The sequence below is a fragment of the Phycisphaeraceae bacterium genome (genome assembly GCA_019454185.1).
GTDB lineage: Bacteria > Planctomycetota > Phycisphaerae > Phycisphaerales > UBA1924 > JAHBWV01.
The window spans coordinates 3,704,562-3,724,805 of sequence record CP075368.1 but is presented as its reverse complement, the minus strand read 5'-3'; the positions used below and the strand labels follow the sequence as shown (position 1 = coordinate 3,724,805).

At 65.0% G+C, this 20,244-nt stretch carries 18 protein-coding genes; 13 read left to right on the top strand and 5 right to left on the bottom strand.

Going from position 1 to position 20,244, the window contains the following annotated elements; translation table 11 throughout:
- Window positions 1-161: 161 nt before the first annotated feature.
- The 6 genes from KF838_15555 (at window position 162) to KF838_15530 (ending at window position 4,582) form a co-directional block, all read left to right on the top strand.
- Window positions 162-503 (top strand): PilZ domain-containing protein, encoded by a 342-nt coding sequence (locus KF838_15555; protein ID QYK48194.1) that lies wholly within the window; start codon window positions 162-164, stop codon window positions 501-503.
- Window positions 504-599: 96 nt separating this feature from the next.
- Window positions 600-1,877 carry a quinolinate synthase NadA gene (gene nadA / locus KF838_15550; GenBank protein QYK48193.1) on the top strand — a complete coding sequence of 426 codons (1,278 nt, stop codon included), beginning with the start codon at window positions 600-602 and terminating at the stop codon, window positions 1,875-1,877.
- A 178-nt stretch (window positions 1,878-2,055) separates the two neighbouring features.
- Window positions 2,056-2,526 carry a hypothetical protein gene (locus KF838_15545; GenBank protein QYK48192.1) on the top strand — a complete coding sequence of 157 codons (471 nt, stop codon included), beginning with the start codon at window positions 2,056-2,058 and terminating at the stop codon, window positions 2,524-2,526.
- Window positions 2,527-2,613: 87 nt separating this feature from the next.
- On the top strand, window positions 2,614-3,351 hold the full coding sequence (locus KF838_15540; GenBank protein QYK48191.1) for a hypothetical protein: 738 nt from the start codon (window positions 2,614-2,616) through the stop codon (window positions 3,349-3,351).
- Window positions 3,352-3,613: 262 nt separating this feature from the next.
- A complete protein-coding gene (locus tag KF838_15535) occupies window positions 3,614-4,360 on the top strand; it encodes a hypothetical protein (protein ID QYK48190.1) in 747 nt (248 codons plus the stop codon).
- Window positions 4,361-4,363: 3 nt separating this feature from the next.
- On the top strand, window positions 4,364-4,582 hold the full coding sequence (locus KF838_15530; protein ID QYK48189.1) for a hypothetical protein: 219 nt from the start codon (window positions 4,364-4,366) through the stop codon (window positions 4,580-4,582).
- A gap of 45 nt (window positions 4,583-4,627) precedes the next feature.
- Here KF838_15530 and KF838_15525 read toward each other — a convergent pair whose 3' ends face one another.
- The gene (locus KF838_15525) at window positions 4,628-7,966 is read right to left on the bottom strand and encodes a protein kinase (GenBank protein ID QYK48188.1); all 3,339 of its coding nucleotides are present in this window, start codon (window positions 7,964-7,966) and stop codon (window positions 4,628-4,630) included.
- Window positions 7,967-8,173: 207 nt separating this feature from the next.
- On the opposite strand from KF838_15525, the gene KF838_15520 reads away from it, so the two are divergent.
- The 4 genes from KF838_15520 to KF838_15505 all read left to right on the top strand — a co-directional run bounded on the left by KF838_15520 (window position 8,174) and on the right by KF838_15505 (window position 12,070).
- The gene (locus KF838_15520; GenBank protein QYK48187.1) at window positions 8,174-9,289 is read left to right on the top strand and encodes an LOG family protein; all 1,116 of its coding nucleotides are present in this window, start codon (window positions 8,174-8,176) and stop codon (window positions 9,287-9,289) included.
- Window positions 9,290-9,376: 87 nt separating this feature from the next.
- On the top strand, window positions 9,377-9,907 hold the full coding sequence (locus KF838_15515; protein QYK48186.1) for a hypothetical protein: 531 nt from the start codon (window positions 9,377-9,379) through the stop codon (window positions 9,905-9,907).
- 45 nt (window positions 9,908-9,952) lie between these two features.
- Complete coding sequence (locus KF838_15510; protein ID QYK48185.1) at window positions 9,953-10,333, top strand: hypothetical protein; 381 nt, start codon at window positions 9,953-9,955, stop codon at window positions 10,331-10,333.
- Between the two features lie 105 nt (window positions 10,334-10,438).
- Window positions 10,439-12,070, top strand: coding sequence for a SpoIIE family protein phosphatase (locus tag KF838_15505; protein ID QYK48184.1), 1,632 nt, complete (start codon window positions 10,439-10,441; stop codon window positions 12,068-12,070).
- A gap of 491 nt (window positions 12,071-12,561) precedes the next feature.
- Here KF838_15505 and KF838_15500 read toward each other — a convergent pair whose 3' ends face one another.
- From KF838_15500 to KF838_15485, 4 genes are all read right to left on the bottom strand, one after another.
- Window positions 12,562-13,686, bottom strand: coding sequence for an SRPBCC domain-containing protein (locus KF838_15500; protein ID QYK48183.1), 1,125 nt, complete (start codon window positions 13,684-13,686; stop codon window positions 12,562-12,564).
- 3 nt (window positions 13,687-13,689) lie between these two features.
- Window positions 13,690-13,872: a hypothetical protein gene (locus tag KF838_15495; GenBank protein ID QYK48182.1), complete on the bottom strand. Its 183-nt coding sequence runs from the start codon at window positions 13,870-13,872 to the stop codon at window positions 13,690-13,692.
- 373 nt (window positions 13,873-14,245) lie between these two features.
- Window positions 14,246-14,668 (bottom strand): DUF1761 domain-containing protein, encoded by a 423-nt coding sequence (locus KF838_15490; protein QYK48181.1) that lies wholly within the window; start codon window positions 14,666-14,668, stop codon window positions 14,246-14,248.
- 410 nt (window positions 14,669-15,078) lie between these two features.
- Window positions 15,079-15,747 (bottom strand): TetR/AcrR family transcriptional regulator, encoded by a 669-nt coding sequence (locus KF838_15485; protein QYK48180.1) that lies wholly within the window; start codon window positions 15,745-15,747, stop codon window positions 15,079-15,081.
- A 512-nt stretch (window positions 15,748-16,259) separates the two neighbouring features.
- Between KF838_15485 and KF838_15480 the strand changes: the two genes are divergently transcribed.
- From KF838_15480 to KF838_15470, 3 genes are read left to right on the top strand one after another with little or no spacing between them, the layout of a single operon-like run.
- The gene (locus KF838_15480) at window positions 16,260-17,645 is read left to right on the top strand and encodes an efflux RND transporter periplasmic adaptor subunit (GenBank protein ID QYK48179.1); all 1,386 of its coding nucleotides are present in this window, start codon (window positions 16,260-16,262) and stop codon (window positions 17,643-17,645) included.
- A 22-nt stretch (window positions 17,646-17,667) separates the two neighbouring features.
- Window positions 17,668-18,453, top strand: coding sequence for an ABC transporter ATP-binding protein (locus KF838_15475; protein ID QYK48178.1), 786 nt, complete (start codon window positions 17,668-17,670; stop codon window positions 18,451-18,453).
- Window positions 18,450-19,688 carry an ABC transporter permease gene (locus KF838_15470; GenBank protein ID QYK48177.1) on the top strand — a complete coding sequence of 413 codons (1,239 nt, stop codon included), beginning with the start codon at window positions 18,450-18,452 and terminating at the stop codon, window positions 19,686-19,688. Before KF838_15475 ends, KF838_15470 begins: the two co-directional genes overlap by 4 nt.
- Window positions 19,689-20,244 lie beyond the last annotated feature (556 nt).

The following is a 20,244-nucleotide window of genomic DNA, read 5'->3' as shown; positions in this document are numbered from 1 at the left end:
AAGCCCCACCGACACCCGCAGGTCTGTTATCGGCACTTTCGGGGTTTGACCAAAGTCCGCCCCCATGGACCCCGATAACTCGATCGTCCGACCGTCCGGAGGCGAGACAGAGCAGGCATTCCATGCACCATCAGGGCCACGGCCCGACCAGGAGCACCACGATGACACGCTCGATCACCCAGAATCAGGATCGCCGGCGCTACGTCCGCCACAAGGTCGAGGCCCCCTGCAAGATCATCGAGGCCAAGACCGGCAGGGCCATCCCCGGCATCACCCGTGACGTCTCGCTCGGCGGCCTCCTCGTCGCGCTCCGCACGCCCCAAGAACTGCACGCCGGCGACACGATCCGCATCGGGGTCGCGTGGCGCGGACAGGCCGTCATCGACGAACTGTCGATGAGCGATGCCCGCGTCACACGCGTCTTCCCCCCCTTCAACGGGCAGCAGACCGTCGCGATCCAGCGGATCGCCGAAGTGCCGATGCCCGCCCGTGCCGCCGCGTAACCCGACCCTCGACGGGCATGCCCGTTGCCTCCTCCTACGATTCGGCATCACGGCCGATGCCGGGATCTGGACCGATCCCGAAGGCGGAGAACGCGCGTGCTCTGGCAACCCTCGCTCCCCGAGCGATACATCAAGATGAACCCCGATGAGGCCGCCCGCCTCATCACGGAGCGCCGGGCCGAACTCGGCGAGTCTCTCGTCATCCTCGGTCACCACTACCAGACCGACGACATCATCCGCCACGCCGACTACACCGGCGACTCCCTCAAACTCTCGCAACTCGCCGCCAAGGTCGCCACCGAACGCCCCGTCAAGTGGGTCATCTTCTGCGGCGTCCACTTCATGGCCGAAACCGCCGACATGCTCACTCCCGAGCACGTCGACGTCATCCTCCCCGACATGTCCGCCGGCTGCTCCATGGCCGACATGGCCGCCTACGAAGACGCCGTCGATTGCTGGGAGACCCTCCACAAGACGCTCAACGAGCAGCACCTCGCTTCGGGCGGCAAAGGTGAGTGGCCCGGCCGCATCATCCCCATCACCTACGTCAACTCCACCGCAGCCGTAAAGGCCTTCGTCGGCGCCAACGGCGGCGCGTGCTGCACAAGCAGCAACGCACGCCAGGTCTTCGACTGGGCCATGGCAGGCGGCACGATCCCCGCAGCAGCCGATCACAATGGACAAGCCGAACAGATCAAAGTCCTCTTCCTCCCCGACCAACACCTCGGCCGCAACACCGCCGCCGCCTACGGCCTCGATGTCGCCACCGAGACCTGCCTCTACGACCCGCGCCTCGTCCGCCGCGGAGACCCCCTCGGCGGCTCGACCGCCGACCAGATCGCCCGCGCCAAGGTCATCCTCTGGGCCGGTCACTGCTCCGTCCACAAGCTCTTCCGCCCTGAGCACTGCGACGAGATCAGGAAGGCCAACGACGCCCTCGCCCCCGGCGAAGAGCCGATGAAGATCCTCGTCCACCCCGAGTGCTGCAAAGAGGTCGTCGACAAGGCCGACCTCGCGGGCTCCACCGAGTTCATCATCAAGACCATCCGCGCCGCCAAGCCCGGCTCGCGCTGGGCGATCGGCACCGAGGTCCACCTCGTCGGACGCCTGGCCCGTGAAGCCGCCGCACGAGGTGTGCACGCCAGCATCCTCTCCGACTGCCAGTGCCTCTGCACCACCATGTTCAGGATCGACCAGCCGCACCTGCTCTGGGTGCTCGATCAACTCGCGGGCTACTCAACCAAAGACGGCGCAACGCAAGGCCAACCGAAGGTCGTCAACGCCGTGCGCGTCCACCCCGAGGTACGCTCCGCCGCGCTCGCGGCGGTCGACCGCATGCTCTCCCTCTCCGCGCCCATGGCGAAGGTGGATTGAGGCGATCGCGAATCGCTCGACAATGAAGCCCATCGCCGCAGACCAGCCGTGACCACGGTGGCTGGGGGCATCTTTCTCATGCGCATGTGATAGGCCCTGCTGCCACGCTCCAAGTCCCTGTTGAACAACAACCCCCGCGCCACTGAGGCGAACGGGACATCAACAGAGGAGCATCATCATGCACGGCACGAATCACAACGGACAGTCCACTCGCACCATGAACCGGCACGCAACGCGAACCACCCTCGCCGCGGGACTCGCCATCGGGCTTGTCTGGAGCGGCAGCGCCTCCGCGCAGTCCTTCCAGTTCATCAACTGCCCATCGAAGAACTACAACGAAAGTCGGTCCAACACCTCCAATCGGGCCATGGTCCCCTTCCACGGCACGCGAAGCGACGAAAGCTCCATCCTGGGTCTCTGGGATGTTCAGAACAGCATCATTATTGAGCTCGTCTTTCCCGATAGGGTCTTCGCCGAGTCCTACGCCTTCGCCCAGACCCGCGGCCCGGGCGATCCAATCAAGGGGATCGACGTCGGCCTTGTCAAGAAGCCGCGCCCCGCGGCGTTCGCGTGGAACACCGAGGAAGGCGGCGAGGGCACGATGCACCTGCTCAACGACCTGGGCTTCGGCGCCAGTTGGGCCACGTAGATCGACGCCTCAGGCCGACTCATCGGCGGCGCAGTCTACGGATCGGCCGGAGGCGGGCCGGAGACGCCCCACGCCGTCATCTTCGACATGTTCAGCGGCTTTGACACAGCCCCCACGCTCCTCCCGACGCCTGCGGGCACGCTCGCCTCGGAGGTCACGGGGATCTCGTCAGACGGGGCGATCCGCGTCGGCACGATCTCCAACAACTACAGCCCGCGCCCGCAACCCAAGGCAATCAGAGAAGAGGGCGTGAAGGGGATCATCTGGTCCCCCGGCGGCTTGACAGTCGTCGATCCCTCCGTCGCAGGCCCCGACTCCGTGGGCCTGGCGTTCGACGGTCTCGCCGGCGACAACGACGCCTGCTTCGCCACGATCAGCACCACCCGTTCTATCACAAAGGGCGGCCTCTATCGCATCAGCACAGGCGGCTTTACGCAGCTCGACGGTGGCGATGTCAACGGCGACGGGCAGGTCGATCTCATGGACGACCACGATTCGATGGTCGCCGCGCTCTCGCTCGATTCGTCCCTCGCCGGAGGTTCGATCACCATGGGCGGGATCGAGACCGCCATGGTCTGGCTGAACGGGTCGGGCGGGTACGAGCCCATGGACGCCGCGGCATACCTCACCGGCCTGGGCGTCAGCGGACTCGAAGGGTGGCACCTCTCGCGCGTCAACGGCATCTCGCCCGACGGCCTGGCGATATCCGGCGTGGGCATCGCGCCCGAGGGATACACGACCGTCTGGTACGCCACAATCCCCTCCCCCGCCTCTCTCTCCCTCCTCGGCCTCGGCGGCCTCCTCGCAACCCGTCGCCGCCGCTGATCTCGTGACTTCGTGACTTCGTGACTTCGTGACTTCGTGACTTCGCGACTTCGCGACTTCGCGACTTCGTGACTCTCTCTCACCCTCTGACCGCCCCGGCATCCCTCCACACGTGGGGGGTGTCGGGGCGGTTTCTTTGGTACGCATGCTCGCCGCCTCACAATCTCGCGCGAAATACTCGGAGCAACGTGAGAGGTCCGTGCTCCACACGACAAGTCTCCACAGGCGCGGGTGCGCCAGAACCAAAGAAAAGGAGAACGTCATGATCAGCAAACTGAATGGAACGCGTTGGCTCGCGGCGGCATGCGGCACGGCCCTGGCGATCGGATGCCACGCCGGCACCGCCCTCGGCTTGGAGATCATCACAGTACGGAGCGGGCAGTCGGGAGGCGTACCCGGCATCGCAGGAGCTGCGGACGACACCGTCAGATTCAACCCGTGGGGTAACCCTTCGGGCGTCGGGGTCTCTGCCGCAGCGTTCACAGCAACGGACTTTGCTGCGACCGCTTCGGGTGCCGCAGCGAGGGTCGTCAATCCACAGGGCGCGTGGATGGGCGGGGCGGTTGCGCCGCTGAGCGATCCACTCGCGCGTTGGATCAACTATGCCGAGAGCGGCGGGTACGGACCATCCGGCTCCGTGCTCTACGCGGTGCCGTTCTGGATCAACACCACCTCCATCACAAGTGCCACGCTGACGATGGAGGGCGGCGTTGACGACGTACTCGGCGACTGGTACTCGGGCGGCCCGAACCCCGACGGTCTGTATGTCAACGGCTTCCTGACCGGCTACCAGTACCAGGGCTTCAACTTCGCATACGCGACGACTCACACGCAGAGCATCACCACAATGGTGAGCCCGGGGCTGAACTACCTGTACTTCTATCAGCGTGATATCGGCTATGGTGCCGGTGGCATCATCTTCAGCGCGACGATCGAGGTGGTCCCCTCACCTGGCACAACCGGGCTGCTCGCCCTCGCCGGGCTCGCCGCCGGGCGACGGAGGAGGTGAACGATGCGACAGTTCCTCGTTATCGCGGCTACAGCGACGGCACTCGTGGTGCTGGCTGCGATCGCGATCGCACTCATGATCAGCATCGCGGGTGACCGAACCAGCTGGTGGCTTGTGGCCGCCTTCGCGGCAGACTCCGCCCTCCTGGTCTTGCTTGCTGCACGGGCGATTCTCGCGAGAAACGATGCTCGCGCCGACAACGGGAACCCGATGCCTCGCTGAGAGGGCAACAAGAGAATCAACCCACGCTCGCCGCCTCTTCGCTGATCATTTGCCCGGGCCTTGGCTGGATGCACGCTCAATCGGGGGCGGCGGATCTACAGGGCCCGGGCGATCCAGCGGCTTTCTCACCAGAACCGATCGCCACCAGGACTGCTGGGCAACGACCGGCTCGCCGAGACGCGCAAGATCGACGACGTAGAGCGGCGTGTCCTGTCCCGAGAGGATCACCCGCTCTCCTCCGGGCGAGAAAGCAATGGAGAAAATGTGCCTTGTCGCGACATCGAGCCGTGCGATCTCCATGCCACGTTCCGGATCCAGCACGAAGAGCTCGCCGCCGCGCCCGACAACAAACAGGATGTTCCCGTCGGGGTGCAGCCGGATGGAGAACGGCCCCCATGGCAGACCGGAGATGACGCGCAGCAGCGCGTACGTCCGCCCGTCCCACACTCGGACCTTGTTGTCGTCGCTCGCGGTGTAGATTCGCGAGCCATCGGGAGACCACTCGACCGCGCGCGAGAACGTGTGCTGGATCGGCAGCTCGACGATCGTCTTCCCTGTCTGCGCATCGGCGACGATGACTCCCCCGCCGACGGTCGCCGCGACAATCCTGTCTCCGTCCGGGCTGAATCTCAGTGATGGGATGCGGTTCACCTGCGCCAAGTGGACCACGACCGGATCCTCGATGCCCTCACGCCAGATGCGGAATGTCCCGTCGGAGAATCCCGCGGCGATCGCGTCTCCCCTGGGCGAGTACTGCGCCGACCACGCGCTGGCGCGGACGCGAGAGATCGTGCGGATGAGCGTGCCGTCGGACGCCCATTCTGCGACCACCCCGTCCATGCCTGCCGTGACGAACGCCCGACCATCAGGAGAGAAGCAGATCGAGTTGACGGCGGTCGCGACGCCGACTTCTGAACCGTGCGCCGCGAACGAGAACGCCCGCGCCGGCTCGCCCTCCGGGAGGACGTGGACCATCCCGTCCTCGTCGCCCCACGCGATCGTGCCGCCGGGCGCGACATCGACGCATGCCTTGGTCGCCTCGACCGAGGGGATGCGCTGCATCCAGGGGCGATCCGCGAGACTGTGCAGCGCAAGGCCGCCACTGAGGTTGATGGTGGCGACCAGGTTGTCGCGCTCCGAATAGGCGAAGCGGCGCATGTCCGTGCCCGTGTGGATGGCCCGCTCCACCGAAAGGTCCGGCAGGCGCAGCGAAGCGATCGACCCGTCGATCGATGACACCACCATGCGCTTTCCTGACGGTGCTAACTGGATGTCGTTCACCGTCGCGGCGCGGTGCATCGTCGCGACCAAGGACGCCTCCGGGTCCGAGAGGTCGTGCAGCATGACATTCTCGCCTATCGAGCACGCCAGCAGCGATCCGTCCGGGCTGATGCGGGGATGGCGCACACCCGCGTATCCCGCGCGGAACTCCATCGTGACAGGAACGACACGCGTGACGCTCCAATCCGGGGGCTTACGAAACTCGACGCGCCGATTGTCATCGGCCATCGTGCTCGTTGCAAGGATCAGACCAGTGCCGGAATCCACCCAGATGGCACTCGCATAGCCGTGATCAAGTCTGAACACAGTGTTCAGGTCCGCAGTCTCACGGACCGTCAATCCGTTCGCCCCGCCCCGGTTCAGACTCACGACATACTTCCCGTCCGGACTGATTGTCGACGAGTACTGCACCGACTCGCCCGTCGCGCAGGAACGCACATCCGAAGCACCGGCCTCGAACACAAGAAGGTCTAGATCCCGATCAATCACGATCGTGCGCCCGTCGATGGTGTGACCGGAATCGTTCCATCCCAGCGCCGGAATGCTCGACGCGGTCCGGTCCATCATGCGTCCATCGAGCGTCCATGTCCACCTTGCTCCAGTCTCATCGATAGCCCAGATAGACGTGCCATCGTCGCCGAAGCCCAGCGCGAGGAACCGCACTCCCGGCTCAAGCCGAAGGATGCACGGCGAGGCCGCGTACAGCTCCGCCAGTGCCCAAGCGTCCCGGAGCGTCTCGCCCCTCGCACGCGTCAGCGCGCCGAAGCCGCCGCCAAACGCGTGACCCACAGCCCGCGACCAGATCAATTCCTCCGCTTGGGTCGGGTTGCCCGTGCGGGCGATCATGCGCGCCCGCTGCACGTTGCTATCCGCCAGCGCACGCTCCGCATCGCGACGCGCAAGATCAAGGTCGCTCGCCAGCAGCGCAAGCCCGATCGCGGCAGCAACAACCGTGACCATAACAAGCAACGCAGCGATCGCCGGAACGCGATGGCGCATCGCCAGCTTCCGCAGCACATACGCCGTGCTGTCACGCCGCGCCGAGATCGGCCGCCCCTGCAAGTAGTCATCCAGATCCGACGCCAGGGCCGCGCCGTTCGCGTACCGGCGCTCCGGGTCCTTCGACAGACACTTCAGCACGATCGTCTCAACGTCCGAGGGCAGACGCTTGATGATCCTCGAAGGGGGCGTCGGCTCGGTCCCCATCGCGTGCCGCGCCACCTCCGCGATAGACCCGACCACAGGATACGGATGACGCCCGGTGAGCAGCGCGTACAGGATCAGCCCCAGCGCGTACACATCCGTCCGCGCGTTCACCGAAGCAGGATCGCCGCCCAGTTGCTCCGGCGACGCGTACGCCGGCGTCCCCACGAACTCACGCGTCGTCGAGAGATCCCGCGACGGCTCCGATGCCCGCGCAAGCCCGAAATCCAGCACCCGCGGCTTCCCCTCGCGGTCAACCAGAATATTCGACGGCTTCAGATCCCGATGCATCACGCCCGCCGTGTGCGCGTGCCCCACACCCGCCGCGATCATCGCCATCAGCGCGACAACCCCGTTGATCCGCTCGCGATCCGACCGCTTCAACGCGCCGAATCGCTGCTCGACAAACGCGTCCAGCGGCACACCCTCGACAAACTCCATCGCGACATAGGGCGTCCCGTCCGTGGTCTGCCCCGACTCGAACACCGACACAATGTTCGGATGCCGCAGCCGCGCCGCGATCTCCACCTCGCGCTCGAACCGGTGACGCTGCCGCTCCGACGCGAACGCCCCGCCCAAGAGCACCTTGATCGCAGCGGAACGCTTCGTCGATGTCTGCACCGCGCGATACACCACGCCCTGCCCGCCGCGGCTGATCTCCTCTCCCAACTCGAACCCGCGCACCGCATCCGCGGGAAGCGTGACCCGGGGCAACGCATGGCCGACCGCACCCATGAGGGCGGTGCGGGCCGCACCGAGAAACCGCTCGTTCTCACGGATCTCCGCGATCGCCTCGGCACACTCGGAGCACGCCTCGATGTGGTCACGTGCCGCCCCCGCGGCGTGCTCGCCCTTGGCGTAACGCTCAAGGTCGTGTCGTGAGAGACAGCGTGCGCCCACTCAATCACCCCGGACGCCCGGCGGCGCGAAAAAAGAAATCGCGTTCGACTCTCGTGCGGACGCACCCATCCAGCGGCCCCCTGTCCGAGACCAATCGAGAGCATAACAGAAAGTTCGCGCAGCGCGGCAGGAATGACCTCTGGAATTCCCATGATCGGGTTCGGGCCGCGTGAGTGCAAGCGTCGTGCGCGATATGCTTGGGGCCTTATGGCATCAGAACCCAACCGCGTCGAACTCGACCCCACACTCACCACCACGCCCCCGGGCGAGGGCCTCCTCCCTGAGCAGCCCGCCCACAAGCGGGCCGACTCCCCGGAGATCGCCTCAAAACTCGACGATCTGATCGCCGCCGTCGGGGGCAACCCCGCGACCATGAACGGCCGCCTCGTCAAGGACCTCCTCACCACCGGCTTGAAGCTCATCCCAGACAAGCGCGACACGGGCGAACTCAAGCTCATGACCGCCGCGCTCAAGGAACTCCGCTACGCCTATCGCATCTTCGCGCAGTACGCCGCACCGCACAAGGTCACCATCTTCGGCTCCGCCCGAACGCCCCCGGACCACCCGGATTACGCCGCCGCACGCGACTTCGGCAAACTCATGGCCGAGGCGGGATGGATGGCGATCACCGGCGCGGGCGACGGCATCATGAAAGCCGGCCACGAGGGCCCCGGGCGCGAGGCCTCCTTCGGCGTCGCCATCCGCCTCCCCTTCGAGACCACAGCCAACACCGTCATCGCCGGCGATGAGAAACTCATCCACTTCCGCTACTTCTTCACACGCAAGCTCATGTTCCTCTCGCAGGCCGAGGCCGTCGCCTGCTTCCCCGGCGGGTTCGGCACGATGGACGAGGCCTACGAGACCCTCACCCTCGTCCAGACCGGCAAGGCCTCCATGATCCCCATCGTCCTCGTCGAGGGCGCGGGCAACGACTACTGGCCCTCCTTCCTCCGCTTCGTCCGCGAGACCCTCATCCCGAAGAAGCTCATCAGCCCCGAGGACGAGAACCTCTACTACCTCGCCAAGGACCCGCAGGAAGCCGTCGACCACATCCTCCGCTTCTACCGCAACTACCACTCCTCCCGCTACGTCAGGGACACCCTCGTCATCCGCCTCCACCGGCGTCTCAAGGACGCCGACGTCGCACGCCTCAGCACCGAGTTCGCCAAGCTCATCAAGTCCGGCACCATCGAGCAGCGCGCCGCCCTCGACCAGGAGGAGGACCACCGCGACCTCCCGCGCCTCTGCTTCGTCCACACCCGCCACAACTTCGGCCTCGTCCGAAAGCTCATCGACCGCATCAACGAGTGCGACCCCGCCTGACAGCCCCAATCCGGCACCCCGCCCCCACACACCTCCCGCCCATACCTCCATTCCAGTATCCTGTAATCCACTCCGGAGGCCTCGATCATGAACCGCACCCGCGCCGCACTCGTCCTGGTTCCCGTGCTCGCCCTCGCGTCCTGCGCGTCCCGCTCGCACCAGGTCGTCAAGCCCGCCACCGACGCCCAGCGCGCCGCCCTCCTCGACACCGTCAAGTCCCTCGAAGGGACCTGGACCATGGTCGACGACAAGGGCCAGACCATCACCGCCTCCGTCTTCACCGTCTCCTCCAGCGGCTCCGTCGTCCGCGAGGTCATGTTCCCCGGACAGCCCCACGAGATGACCAACGTCTACCACATGGACGGCCCGACCCTCGTCGTCACCCACTACTGCGCCGTCGGCAACCAACCCAGGATGCGCGCCAAGGCCGGCAGCGATCCGGCCGTGATCACCTTCGAACCGGACAGCGTGACGAACCTGACCTCCGCCGAGCAGTACTACATGGGCGGGCTCACGCTCACGCGCCGCGACCCCGAGACTCTCATCGCCAGGTGGACCTCATACGTCGGGTCCGAAGAGAAGGGCTCGATCGAGTTCGTCATGACCAGGAAGCAGTGATCCGCGATCATCCGTCGCGCAGCCGAGCCACAACGGGAGGTCAGCATGAAGCCGGCAACACTCCGCCAGTTCTGCACGGACAAGTTCATCAAGGACCACGTCTACGTCCACGAGTCGTCGGGCGCCGGCGCATCCAAACGCGCCAACGTGAAGGCCCATCAACGCGACGTCGGCGTCAGCACGATGGTCTACATCGACGGCGAGTACATGAAACTCCTCTGGGGCGAGGTCTTCGGACGCAACCGCGACGGCACATACGCCAATAACGCCGCCGGCATCTTCGACACCTCCGACCACTACATGTACATGGAGAGTTCGGACCGATCCAAGGCCAAGAAACGCGGCCCCGCGAGGTTCCGCTACGGCGTGCAGCACGACCCGACCGACAACCGCTACAAAGTCCACCACTTCGACGGCATCGTCTGATCCGCCGGCGCCGCGCACGCGGAGGGCGATTGCACTATCCTTGTCCCAGCGCGGCCCTTCCCGGCGAGGGATGGACCGCGCTGGTGCACCCCTCCCTCCGTCCTCATGGCCGACCACTCGCAGAATTCGTTCCTCCCCCCGCTCCGCCTCGAGCCGCTCGCCGGCCCCCAGGCACCGACTATCGTCGCGCCCATCGATCGCGCCACCGTCCTCGGCCGCTCGTCGCAGTCCGACGTGCAACTGACAGACCAGACCATCTCGCGACGCCACTGCCTCCTCAGCGTCCGCGCCGGCACCTGGCTCATCACCGATCTCTCCAGCCGCCACGGCACCTACCTGAACGGCATCGCCCTCGTCGCCGAGCAACCAACCAGCGTGCAGGAGGGCGACCTCCTCCGCCTCGGCCCCTGGACCTTCCGCGTCCGCATGGGCGAGCCCCTCAGCACCGGCATCCACACCACCAACGACATCGCCTCCACCTCCATGCGCGTGCAGGCGGTCCCACAGCAGGAACTCCGCTCCCTCGCGCAGCAACGCCTCGAACTCTTGATCGAGTGTGCCGCCTCCATCAACACCGCGCAGGACGAAAAATCCCTCGCCCGCACCGTCATCGACGTCGTCACGCGGGGCACCGGCTTCGGCCGCGCCGCCATGATCCGGCAGATGCCCTCAGACGAAGTCGAAGTCATCGCCCACATCTCAGGCGGCGACACCGCCGGCGCCATGATGTTCAGCCAGTCCCTCATCCGCGCCGCCGCCGCCGGACAGATCGTCCGTCTCTCCGGCGAGTCCGTCGCCAACTACGGCCAGAGCATCATGGACCTGGGCATCCACTCGGCCCTCTGCGCCCCCGTCCTCGTCGGCCCCACCGTCGCCGCATACCTCTACCTCGACGCCCGCCGCCAGGAACAGGGCGTCTCCTCCGATGCCGCCGCCTTCGCCCAAGCCGTCGCGCGTCTCACGGGGCTCGCCCTCTCCAATCTCAAGCGCCTCGACCTCGAAAAGCGCCAACAGACGCTGGAGTCCGACCTCAACGCCGCACGCAAGGCCCAGCAACTCCTGATGCCGCCCTCCTCCGGCACCATCGGCGATGTCTCCTACGCCGTCGTCATGCGTCCCGGCCGCTACGTCGCAGGCGATCTCTACGACGTCGTGCCGCTCAAGGATGGACGCGTCGGTGTCTTCCTCGGCGATGTCTCCGGCAAAGGCGTCGGCGCTGCGATCCTCATGACCTCTGCGCAGACCCACCTCCGCCTCGCGCTCCAGCAGACCGGCGACCCCGCCATGGCCGTGCGCCTCACCAATCCGCACATCGCCGCACGCTCCGGCGAGGGCCGCTTCATCTCCCTCTGGGTCGGCGTCATCGATGCCAAAGCCGGCACCGTCACCTTCGTCGATGCCGGACACGGCCATTGGCTCGTCCGCCCCTCCGACGGCCCCCCCTGCTCCGTCGAGGCCAAGGGCGGCATGCTCCTGGGCATCGACGAAGAAGCCGTCTACGAGAACGAAGTCCTCGAACTCCCCCCCGGCTCGCGCCTCATCCTCTACAGCGACGGCGTCTTCGAACAGACCGACCCGCAGGGCGAACAGTTCGGCCTCGACCGCATCGTCGCCGCACTCGCCGAGACCGATGGCCCCTCGCGTGATGTCGAGTCCCTCTTCTCCTCCGTCGTCTCCTTCGCCGCCGGCGCATCCCTCGCCGACGACGTCACCGTCGCGTCGGTCCGGATGGGGTGAGTCACTCAAAAGCTCCCGCTACCGCACCTTCCACTGACCTTGACCGTCTCGGCCAAGGTCAGTGCCCTTCGATCATCTCGAGTTTCCGACGCCGATTCCTTCAGGCCGCAGGCCTAGCGGTTGAGAGCCGTGGGTGAGCGAGGCGAAGCCGAGCGTAACCCACGGAAAGCACGCCCGAAGGGCGCTTCCTTGGTGGAGCGGGCCGAAGGCCCCGACTCTCTCTACCCCGCCCGGCGATTCACTCGACGGGCGAACTCCAATCTCCTACACCTCGCGATCACCCTCAAGGTGATCGCGAACTCTCAGCGGGCCGAAGGCCCCGGCTCTCACTTCCCTCCAAAGCCAGCAGATACATCCGGCCTGTTCACGCTGCGGCTCCCTCTCCGATATCAATCCAACGGAGTGCCTCACTCACGCGCAAAGTGCTCCACAAACCACCCCACCGCCCTTGCCACCACCGGCGCTAGTGCGGCATCAACCATTGACATCCCCTACTCGCCCTTCATCTTCAGGTACCTCTCCGGCACCGACGCCACCCGCGTATACGGCAACTCCATCATCGGCTTCGCCCCCTCCGTCCGCCGATCGATCCCCATGTACATCCGCGACACAAACGCATCATCCGACTTCTTCTCAAACTCAACATACATCTTCTGAGGCGAAGCCGGTGCCGACGCGACACCCTCCCCCGCCTCTACCTCCCGAGCCCCGCCCGCCGTGTGCACCACCATCTCAAACCCCAGCGTGTTCGGCGCGACGATCGAAATATGCCCCGTTCCGATGTGCCCCTTCTCAAAGTAGTTCGCGTACTCCACCATCCCCGTCGCCGGATTCACACCCGCCACCCAGTGCGCGTGAGGCGACATCCCCTCCTCACCACCCAGCCACCCATCCGCGCCCACCCAGCTCCCATCCACCAGCCCATAGAACCTCGTGTGCCCCAGAAACACCTTCCCATCCGGCCCCGTCGTCTCAAAGACCCAATCACCCTCGAATGTGCGTAACAGATTCATCGCTGCCGCCGCGCCATCCTCATCCCCCGGCCCCAGCTTCCGCTTCATCTGATCCAGCGTCCACTGGTTCCCCTTGTCAAAGAACGTGTACGCCTGGTCCCACATCTCCCCCTCGCCATACCCAACGCCCGTGATCGTCAGCCGCGTCGCCCGCGGCGAGACCGGCTCGAACGTGATCACGCTGAACGCCTCGCGGCACACCAACTGCAACCACTCCGGCGCACCCGCCGGAGCCGTCGCCTTGATCGTCACCATCCGACCCGGTTCAAATGCCAGAATCGTGTTCACGATCGACGTCGGCGCATCCAGATCCGCGTCCGCGGCATACGCCGTGCGAATCTGCCCGCCCACGCGAAAGTCCACCCTCGCCTTCGCCACGCTCCACGCCTTCACAATCCCCTCCGCCGTCGTGAAGTGCGCGAACAACTCATCCGCCGGCATGTGGATGATCGCTGAGTGTGTCAGTGTCCGCCCACCGATCGATGCCGCCGCAACCACTCCTCCCTCCTGTGCCCCATCCTGCGCGCGCGCCGACATCATGCCAGGCCACGCGCCGAACGACATCAGAGAAAGAACCGCCGCCGCGCACACAGAACGATTCATGGCTCACTCCTTGGAACCCGCCGCAACCATCGCCGCACGCCCCTCAACCACCGCCGAAACCGCGAACAGCACCATCGCCGCCGGCCCGTACTCCTGAAACTCCCACCCGAACCGCTGACCGCAGAACTCCTTCGCCTCCGTGATGTCCTTCACACCGATCTCACAGTGAACCACGGGTGCCGGCATCTGTGCGTCTCCGATTCATGTTTCATCCGACTCGCTTTCTGCCTTCACCACAGTCATCACTCCGCGGCCCTCCGCGTTGAAACTCTTCTCCAACCCATCTTCTCTTCTCTGTGTCCTCTGTGGCTCTGCGATGAGTCTTCTTGCTTTCTGCCTTTGGTGGCACCGCTCTCCAGAGCGGTGTTCCTGTCACCCGTGCCACTGGCCTCGCTCAAGGTGAGCGCTCTTCTCCGTGACTTTGTGACTCCGCAACCGCCCCTCTCTTCATCTGCCATCTGACCATTCCCCCGCTGCCGCGTTGAGACTCTTCTACAACCCATCTTCTCTTCTCTGTGTCCTCTGTGCCTCTGTGGTGAGTCCTTCTTCTCTTCTGCCTTCACCGCCACGACGCCAGAATCGCCCCCGTCAGCGGCATGTAAATCCCCTGATACGCCAGATCGATCAGCAGTGCCTTCATCGGCTTGTCGCTCGCGATCTGACCCGTCACCTGCACCGCCGCCGCCACGCCGAAGACAAACAGCCCGAACGCCGCACCCGTCAGATAGTGTGTGATCCCGAACGCACCCACCATCATCGCCATCAACAACGACACCACCACATAGCACGCGATCATCGTCCCGAAGAACACGGGCGGCGGTCGATGCCTGCGCATCTCAACCAATTTCTCATCCGAGTACCCGTTCAGCCGCTGCCACACCTTCCCAAAGAGCGCCGTGTACCAGACGCCCCCGAGCATGAACGTCGCGAACGCCGCCACCCCCACCGCCAGCCAATTGATCGAACCCAAGTCGATGTTCATGAGACCTCCCAAGAGATTGACCCAAATACCCGTGCCACTGACCTGGCTTCGAGGTCAGCGCCTTTCTCACTTTCTGCCTTCACCACCGCAAGCCCTCCGCGGCCCTCCGCGTCCAACCTCTCCTCCACCCTTCTGTCTCTTTTCTGTGTCCACTGTGCCTCTGTGGTGAATCCTCTTGCATTCTGCCTTTGGTGGCACCGCTCTCCAGAGCGGTGTCCCTGTCACCCGTGCCACAACCCTCGCTCAAGATCACGGCTCTTCTCTCTTTCCGCCTTCACCACCGCAAGCCCTCCGCGTCCAACCTCTCCTCCACCCTTCTGTCTCTTCTCTGTGTCCTCTGTGCCTCTGTGGTGAGTCCTCTTGCATTCTGCCTTTGGTGGCACCGCTTTCCGTGGTGAGTCCTCTTCTCTTCATGTGCCATCTGGCAATGTGCCATGTGCCATTTCCACCGGCACCCTGTTCGTCCCCACCGGCCGCCCGTGCTCCAGGTCCGCCAGCGTCAGCAGCGAGTCGAAGTAGTTCCTGAACTGCGCCACCGAGTCGTCATACGGCGCGAGGGTCCCCGACGCCCGCGCCTGCATGATGCCCCCCTCCATCACCGTCAGCACGAAGTTCGCGAGCTGCTCGCGATCAAGCGTCGACGGCAGCCGATCCCCCGCCTCATCAAGCCACCCCTTGATGTGCCGCGTCCAGTTCACGAAGTTCTGATGGATCAACCGCCTCGCCTCAGGGTGGTCATCCGCCACCTCGAGCGCAAGGTTTCCCATCGGGCATCCCATCCGACACCCGAGAAACACCATCATCGCGCGATACTGCTCCAACAGCGCAAAGATCCGCTCAATCGGATCGCTCGTCCGCGCCCGCACCCGCGCCATCACCTGCGGATCCAACTCTTCCAGCGCAAACTCCAAGACCCCCACCAGCAAATCCTCCTTGCTCGCGAAGTAGTGGTAAAGCGACCCGCTATTCACATTCGCCTCGCGCAGGATCGTCGCGATCCCCGTCGCGTGATACCCCTGCTCGTGAAAGAGCCGGAACGCCACCTCCAGAATCCTGCGGCGTGTTTCTGCCGGTGCCATGCGAAACCTTCCTCTCAACGCCCTCCCACGAACCCACTGACCAGTTGATTGAACGTTCAATATTTGACTGATTGTTCAATCAACTGTCAAGCCCTACCTCTCTCCAGTGCATAAAAATGAAGGAGGGAGGCCCAAACAAATGGGGCCCCCCTCGATGAAGAGAGTTTGTTCATGTTCTGTCAGCTAGTGCGCCGCAGACCCATCTATCCCGGCCTCGCCTCCATCGGCCAGACACGAAGAGCCGAGCCCACCAGCGGCAAACACGCGGCGGGTGCGAGCCGCTCGTGCTCCAATCTCCAAGCATGTCGCAGCAACGAAACCCCATTGCACCAAAGCCCGGGCGAGCCGGTATGCCGCGATGGAGCACGGCGTGCAATCGAAGGGACATGGCATAGGGTTCAGCCGCGGCAGGTGAAAGGTCGGGTCGGTAAATCGGACAAAGGTCCACACGTGACAGTGCGCAGATGACAACGCGGGTCTGAACCCCGTGGATTCAAGGGCCGGAGGTCCAAGTGCTGAAGTGGTTGATCGGGCTCGGCGTGGCGTTCGTGCTCCTCGTCGCCGGCTTGTCTATCGGGGGATACTTCTTCCTCAACTCCGCCAAGGGCAAGGAGATGATGCTCTCCTTCCGCCCGGGGTCGAAGCCCAAAGAAGTCCGACTCGTCGATGTGGAGCGCGGCCTGCTGATCAAGACCGTCAGCGCGCCCGGCGTCATTGAGCCCGAAACCAACGTCAAGATCAGCGCGCAAGTCTCCGCACGCATCATCGCGCTCCCCTTCCGCGCCGGCGACCAGGTGCGCGCCGGTGACGTGGTCTGCCGCCTCGACGCCGTAGACCTCAAGGCCCGCGTCGATGCCGCGCAAGCGCGTCTGATGGCGACAAGAGCGAGGGTCGGTGGCGTCAAGGCCGAGCTGATGCGGGCGCAATCCGAGTTCGGACGCGCGCGCGAGCTCTTCGACGCGGGCGACACCCCAAAGAGCGACCTCGAACGCGCCGAGGCCATCTACCTCCAGGCCCTCTCATCGCGCGACGCCCTCGAGGCCGAGATCCTCAGCGCAGAGGCCGACGTCGTCGCGACCCAGAAAGATCTCGACAACACCGTCATCTCCTCTCCCATAGACGGCGTCCTCACAACCCTCAACGCCGAGGTCGGAGAGCTCGTCGTCGTCGGCACGCTCAACACGCCCGGCTCGGTCATCATGGAGATCGCCGACCTCTCACGCATGCTGCTCAAGGCCCAGGTCGATGAGACCAACATCAAACCCGTGAAGCCCGGCCAGCGCGCCCGCATCTACACCCCATACGACCCGGAAGGCGAGCTCACCGGCACCGTCGGACGCATCAACCTCAAACGCGAGGTTAACCAGGCCGACGGCACCGGTTACTTCGAGGTCGAGATCCGCGTCGACGTTCCCGAAGGAACACGCCTGCTCTCCGGCCTCACCGCCAACACCGAGATCGAGGTCGAGATCTTCGACGGCGTCCTCAAAATCCCCAGCCAGGCCGTGCTCGACCGACGCGTCGACGAACTCCCCAAAGACATCGCCGACGCCAGCGCGATCATCGACAGAACCAAAACCTACGCACGCATCGTCTTCGTCGAGCGAGGCGGCAAGGCCCTCGCAAAGCCCGTCTCCATCGGACCCAGCGACCTCACCCACACCGTCATCCTCGCCGGGCTGGACCAGACCGATCGCGTCGTCGCAGGCCCCTTCAGAGAACTCACCTCCCTCAAGAACGATGTCCTCATCATCGACGAGGCCGAAGCCGCCGCCAAACGCGAGGCCGAACGCCTCGCCAAGCAGGGCGCAAAGAAGCCCGCAACACCCGCCCCCGCCGAAGCCGCATCAGACACGCCGGCCACCGCCTCCACCACCTCCGGCTCGCAAGGCGGCTGAGCCCTCCCACCCGACCACCCGCATGACCATCCAGATCAAACAACTCCAGAAGATCTACAAGATCGGCGTCGAGCGCGTCCACGCGCTCCGCGGCGTAGATCTCACCATCAACAAAAACGAGTTCGTCGCCATCATGGGCACCTCCGGCTCCGGCAAGAGCACCCTCATGAACATCCTCGGATGCCTCGACCGTCCCACCAAGGGCGCGTACATCCTCAACGGCAAGCCCACACACAAAATGAACGCCGGCCAGCTCGCCTCCGTCCGCAACCGCGAGATCGGCTTCGTCTTCCAGTCCTTCGAGCTCCTCCCGCGCCAGACAGCCCTCAAAAACGTCATGCTCCCCCTCGTCTACTCCTCCCGCAACTGGCTCTCCGCGCGCCGCCTCGCCAAACGCGCCCTCGAACGCGTCGGGCTCGCCGAACGCATGAAGCACAAGCCAAACCAGCTCTCCGGCGGCCAGCGCCAGCGCGTCGCCATCGCCCGCGCACTCGTCAACGAGCCCTCCATCCTCCTCGCCGACGAGCCCACCGGAAACCTCGACTCCGCAACCACCGCCGAGATCATCGCCCTCTTCAAGCAACTCCACGACGAGGGACAAACCATCGTCATCGTCACCCACGAGGAAGACGTCGCCGGCCACGCCCACCGCATCGTCCGGCTCCGCGACGGACGCATCATGTCCGACCACCCGACCGATCAAGACCCCATCCATCGCGAATGGATGAAGACCGCCGCCGCCGCCATGGGCGAGCTCACCGCAGACGCCCCGCCCGCCGAGTCCGTCGCCGAGGAGGCCGCGCGATGATCTTCTTCCGCGTTCTCTTCCAGACCGTCGTCCTCGCGCTCGGACAGATCTGGGCCAACAAGATGCGCGCCATCCTCACCACGCTCGGCATCATCATCGGCGTCGCCGCCGTGATCGCCGTCGTCGGCGCCATGTCCGGCCTCAGGGGCTTCGTCCTCAAAGAGTTCGAGACCTTCGGCGCAAAGAAAATGTACATCTGGGGCTGGGTCCCGCGCGAACTCCGCACCACCATGTCATGGAGCGATGTCCGCATCTCGCTCGACGAAGTCGAGATGCTCCAGAACCACGCCTACGCCATCGACCTCATCACGCCCACAGCCAACGCACGCTACGACGTCACCGCCGGACGCGTCACCCAGCGCGGCGCACTCGTCACAGGCATCTGGCCCGAGTGGCACGAGATCGAGAACCGCTCCGTCACCAGAGGACGCCCCTTCTTCCGCATCGACATGGACGAACGCCGACAGGTCTGCCTCGTCAACGACAAAGCCATCGAAGAACTCGAACTCCCAAGAGACCCCGTCGGACGCTTCATCGACATCAAGGGACGACGCTTCCTCATCATCGGCATCGTCGAGACCAAAGAAACCTCCCCGATGTTCGGCGGCGGCGACTCCCAGTCAGAGGTCTACATCCCCTTCGAAACCTCATACCAGATGAACCCCTATAACTGGATCGACTGCATCGCCCAGCTCCGCGATCCCAAACTCGCCGAAGAAGGACGCGAAGAAGTCCGATTCGTCCTCAGAAAGGCCCGCGGCCTCGGACCCGAAGAACAAGACACCTTCCGCATCGAAGTCCTCCAGAGCATCATCGATCAGTTCAACAAAATGGCCGCCGGAATCACCGCCATCGCAGGAGGCGTCGTCTCCATCGCCCTTCTCGTCGGCGGCATCGGCATCATGAACATCATGCTCGTCTCCGTCTCCGAACGCACCCGCGAGATCGGCCTCAGGAAAGCCGTCGGCGCACGCCCCGCCATCATCCTCAACCAGTTCCTCGTCGAGGCAGTCGTCCTCTGCCTCGTCGGAGGTCTCGTCGGCGTCCTCCTCGGACAAGCCGCAACCCTCGGCCTCCGCCTCTCAAACCCCGAAGCCATGGAACGCGCCACCGTGCCGCCCTGGGCCGTCATCGTCGCCGTCGCCTTCTCCGGCGCAACCGGCGTCATCTTCGGCATGTTCCCCGCCATCAAGGCCGCTCGACTCGACCCCATCGACGCCCTCCGACACGAGTGACTCCGCTCTTTGGTGGCACCTCTTTGGTGGCACCTCTTTGGTGGCACCGCTCTCCAGAGCGGTGTGCCTTGTCGCTGCATTCTGAGGGAAGCCCCATGCGCACGCGCGGCCACATCCTCCGTGCCATTGACCCGCCTCGGGTCAATGCTCCTCTCCTCTCCCCGCGGCCCAACGGGCCGCACATATGTTGCCACCAGATGCCTTCAACCCCCTTCCACACAGCAAAAGCAACGCACTCAAAAGGGAGCCCCGGGCGCGAGCCCGGGGTGTTGCATCTCCGCACCCCAACGCGCATCCACCTCGGCACTCACCTTCTCTCACGCGCCTCTGAGCAGGGCGAAGCCCTGCACATACCTGGCCACGAAGTGAAGCAAGGCGTGTGGGGGCCCCGCAGCGACACCCTCGGTGAAGTTCGCCGCACAACACATCCTTAAAACGCCTTTCAGTCGCCAAAGGCGACAACCTCTTCGCCGCTTCGGCGCACGGATCGTTGCCACGGGTTTCAACCCGTGGAGAGCGACCCACACTCCACACGCCCATTGCCTTTCTGTTCCTC

Coding starts and splice junctions, on each gene's coding strand:
- KF838_15475 (QYK48178.1), top strand. CDS start 17,668: ATGACCATCCAGATCAAACAACTCCAGAAGATCTACAAGATCGGCGTC.
- KF838_15490 (QYK48181.1), bottom strand. CDS start 14,668: ATGAACATCGACTTGGGTTCGATCAATTGGCTGGCGGTGGGGGTGGCG.
- KF838_15505 (QYK48184.1), top strand. CDS start 10,439: ATGGCCGACCACTCGCAGAATTCGTTCCTCCCCCCGCTCCGCCTCGAG.
- KF838_15530 (QYK48189.1), top strand. CDS start 4,364: ATGCGACAGTTCCTCGTTATCGCGGCTACAGCGACGGCACTCGTGGTG.
- KF838_15500 (QYK48183.1), bottom strand. CDS start 13,686: ATGAATCGTTCTGTGTGCGCGGCGGCGGTTCTTTCTCTGATGTCGTTC.
- KF838_15495 (QYK48182.1), bottom strand. CDS start 13,872: ATGCCGGCACCCGTGGTTCACTGTGAGATCGGTGTGAAGGACATCACG.
- KF838_15555 (QYK48194.1), top strand. CDS start 162: ATGACACGCTCGATCACCCAGAATCAGGATCGCCGGCGCTACGTCCGC.
- KF838_15535 (QYK48190.1), top strand. CDS start 3,614: ATGATCAGCAAACTGAATGGAACGCGTTGGCTCGCGGCGGCATGCGGC.
- KF838_15485 (QYK48180.1), bottom strand. CDS start 15,747: ATGGCACCGGCAGAAACACGCCGCAGGATTCTGGAGGTGGCGTTCCGG.
- KF838_15520 (QYK48187.1), top strand. CDS start 8,174: ATGGCATCAGAACCCAACCGCGTCGAACTCGACCCCACACTCACCACC.
- KF838_15510 (QYK48185.1), top strand. CDS start 9,953: ATGAAGCCGGCAACACTCCGCCAGTTCTGCACGGACAAGTTCATCAAG.
- KF838_15470 (QYK48177.1), top strand. CDS start 18,450: ATGATCTTCTTCCGCGTTCTCTTCCAGACCGTCGTCCTCGCGCTCGGA.
- KF838_15545 (QYK48192.1), top strand. CDS start 2,056: ATGCACGGCACGAATCACAACGGACAGTCCACTCGCACCATGAACCGG.
- KF838_15515 (QYK48186.1), top strand. CDS start 9,377: ATGAACCGCACCCGCGCCGCACTCGTCCTGGTTCCCGTGCTCGCCCTC.
- KF838_15540 (QYK48191.1), top strand. CDS start 2,614: ATGTTCAGCGGCTTTGACACAGCCCCCACGCTCCTCCCGACGCCTGCG.